General features: G+C 65.8%; 4 protein-coding genes. 1 reads left to right on the top strand and 3 read right to left on the bottom strand.

Annotated features, from left to right (window positions below; genetic code table 11):
* Positions 1-160 precede the first annotated feature (160 nt).
* Positions 161-829 (bottom strand): M48 family metallopeptidase, encoded by a 669-nt coding sequence (locus tag AAGA11_22965; GenBank protein ID MEM9605736.1) that lies wholly within the window; start codon positions 827-829, stop codon positions 161-163.
* Positions 830-920: 91 nt separating this feature from the next.
* On the opposite strand from AAGA11_22965, the gene AAGA11_22960 reads away from it, so the two are divergent.
* Positions 921-1493 (top strand): HNH endonuclease, encoded by a 573-nt coding sequence (locus AAGA11_22960; GenBank protein ID MEM9605735.1) that lies wholly within the window; start codon positions 921-923, stop codon positions 1491-1493.
* Between the two features lie 11 nt (positions 1494-1504).
* Here the strand turns inward: AAGA11_22960 and AAGA11_22955 are convergent, their stop codons facing one another.
* A complete protein-coding gene (locus AAGA11_22955; GenBank protein MEM9605734.1) occupies positions 1505-2629 on the bottom strand; it encodes an MBL fold metallo-hydrolase in 1125 nt (374 codons plus the stop codon).
* Between the two features lie 6 nt (positions 2630-2635).
* Positions 2636-2888, bottom strand: a 253-nt coding sequence (locus tag AAGA11_22950; GenBank protein ID MEM9605733.1) for a mechanosensitive ion channel family protein, incomplete at its 5' end; no start/stop codon positions are given.

The raw sequence follows: 2888 nt of genomic DNA, 5'->3' as shown, positions 1-2888 counted from the left end.
TACCTCGTGCTGACCATCGCCGCGATGCAATCCCACTTCTTCCACACCCCGGTGGCCGCGGCACTGGCCGCCAGCATGACCAGCGTGTTGTCACTGAGCGTGTTGCGCCACGCCATCGACTCGCTTTCTGTCGATTTGCTGCTGAATTGAGCAACCCATCTCAACCGCCGCGGTAGCGTGCCCAGGCGGGCACCAACCGCGCGGCGTCACGGTCGAAGGCGCGGTCTCGCTCGCGTGCGTCAGGACACACCGACTCCAACACCCGCCAGAACGCAGCCGAGTGGTTCATGTGCCGGCTGTGCGCCAGTTCGTGCAGGACCACGTAGTCGACCATCTCCGGCGTGAGCAACACCAGGCGCCAGTTCAAGCTCACGGTGCCACGACTGGAGTAACTGCCCCACCGTGATCGCTGGTTTCGCACGCTGACGCGCGCGGCAGCGAGTCCACTCCGTGCACTCAGGCGTGCGACCCAGCCTGGCAGCACGTGCCGCGCGTGCTCGTGCACGCGCGCTTGCAGGCCAAGTGCATCAGGCGGTTGAGGCGCAGCCACGGTCTCGCCCGTGGCCGGCAGATCAACCCGATCCGGGCAGGCAGGCGCGTGCCGCGGCCGATCAAGGCCGTTGGGATCGACCGCGTGGCAGCGCGCGATCCAGTCACGCTGTGACCGCAAAAAGGCCTCGGCCTCCGCCACCGTGACGCGCTCGGGCACAACCAGACTCAGCCCGGTGTCCGGGCAGTATTGCAAACGCAACCGACGCGCGCGCGACGAGCGCCGCAGCGCGTAGATCCAGCCGTCGTAGGAGCGTCTGAGCTCGCGTGCACAGGTCATCGAGGCGTGTTGCCCAGTGGGGTGGTTGCCAAACGGGGTTTGGCAATGCTATTGGTCTTGCTGCGCGAACTCAACACGGGAGTGAGGCTCGATGGAGGACCTCTCCAGCCTGAAAGTGCTGCGGCTCAACATGGCCGGCGCACCGATTGACTGGGTGACCTGGCAGGAAGCCGCGTGCCTGTACGCACGTGACCTGATCGGTTGGACACTGGGCGACACGCTGGTGGACATCACCGGTGGCCACAACCGGCACACCGGCGAAAGATCCACGCTCGGCCTGCACGGCATCATCGCGTGCAAGGGGCACATGCACACGCGAATGGACCATGTTCCACGCTTGTCAAAAAAGGCCTTGTTCAGCCGAGACCAGTACCACTGCATGTACTGCGGGCAACACTTCGCCATCGCGCATCTGACCCAGGATCATATCGTCCCGCTGTCCAAGGGCGGCGCACACGCGTGGACCAACGTCATCACGGCCTGTCGCCGCTGCAATCAGCGCAAGGGCAACCGCACGCCTGAGGCCTGCAACATGCCGATTCTCGCCGTACCCTACAAACCCAACCGCGCCGAGTACCTTGCGCTGGTCAACTCCAAGCGCATCCGCGGCGACCAGATGGCGTTTCTGAGCGCCCACTTCTCGCGCAACTGGCGCCCGCACTGATCGCTTTAGGCTCAGTCGTCGACGGGCGGGCGCAGCGCGTCCCACCAGCGCGCAGTGGGGCCAGCGCCGAGCGCGAACACCTCGCCGATCACCGGGGTGATCACACTCACATCGCGCTTGTTGGCCTCGGCCAGGGCGCGCTCGATCGGTTCATCCCATCGGTGGAAGGCGAGATCGAATTTCCCCCAGTGCACCGGAAAGAAATGGGACGCGCCGAGGTCGATGCTCGCCTGTACCGATTGTTCCGGCGTCATGTGGATCTGCGCCCAGGTGGCGTCGTAGGCGCCGTTCTCGATGAAGGCGACGTCAAACGGTCCGAGCCGCTCACCGATTTCGGTGAAACCGTCGAAGTACCCGCTGTCGCCGCTGTAGAACACCGATAATTGCGGAGATCGCACCACCCAGCCGCCCCAGAGCGTGGTGTTGCGGTTGGTCAAGGCGCGACCGCTGAAATGGCGTGACGGGGTCAGCGTGAACCGCACATCTCCCAGGTCGTGGTGCTCGTACCAATCCAGTTCCACGACCTGCCGCGGGTCGATGCCCCAGCGCGCAAAGTGCGCCCCGACGCCCAGCGGCACGAGGAACTGGCCCACACGCGAAGCGAGTTCGCCGATGGCACGGTGGTCGAGGTGGTCGTAGTGGTCGTGCGAAATCAACACCGCGTCCACCGGGGGCAGCTCATCGATGCACGGCGTGTGCACCATGGGAAACTGGTGCACGGTCATCGGCACGGGCGACGCGTCGTAAAACACCGGGTCGATCAACACAGCGCGGTCGGCGGTGCGCAACAGCACGGTCGAGTGCCCGAGCCAGGCGGCGTGGCCGTTGGCCAGTGTGTGCGCCTGCAGTGGCACGGAGGGGATTGGGGCGGGCGGGCGCTTGCCCTCGGGCGGGAAGAAAAAATCCATCGTCGACCGGTCGGGGTCGACCGCACCACGGGTGGCAAGCGTGGTCTCGACGTTGTTGTGAAAGCGCCCGTCGGCGTAGTTCGGTGAGGCGTTCAGTCTCGGGTTCGAATCGCCCTGCCCTCCCGCTCCGAAGGTCGGTGCGAGGAACAGAAAGGCCGTGATGCCGATGGCCAGCAGCACCACCAGCGCGATCAGCGCCAGCCCGATTTTCAGCAGCACACGCAGCACGGGGACTCAGTCTCTCGCCGGGCCGGCCGGGTTGGGGTCGACGCGCGTGGCCGAGTCTGCAGCGGCGGCCGCCACGCGGCGCACGTCGGCCTCGTCGAGTGTATCGGGTCGGTTGTCGAGCCCCGGGATGTGCACCATGACCTGCTTGCGCGCGAAGGGAATCCCGGCTTCGTCGAAGGCCTGCTGCACCCGCACGTACACCTCCTTGCGGATCATGAACTGACGGCCGGGCTTCGCCATGAACTTGCCACGCACCACG

Source organism: Pseudomonadota bacterium (genome assembly GCA_039196715.1).
Taxonomy (GTDB): domain Bacteria; phylum Pseudomonadota; class Gammaproteobacteria; order CALCKW01; family CALCKW01; genus CALCKW01.
This window is presented reverse-complemented; position numbering and strand designations above follow the sequence as displayed.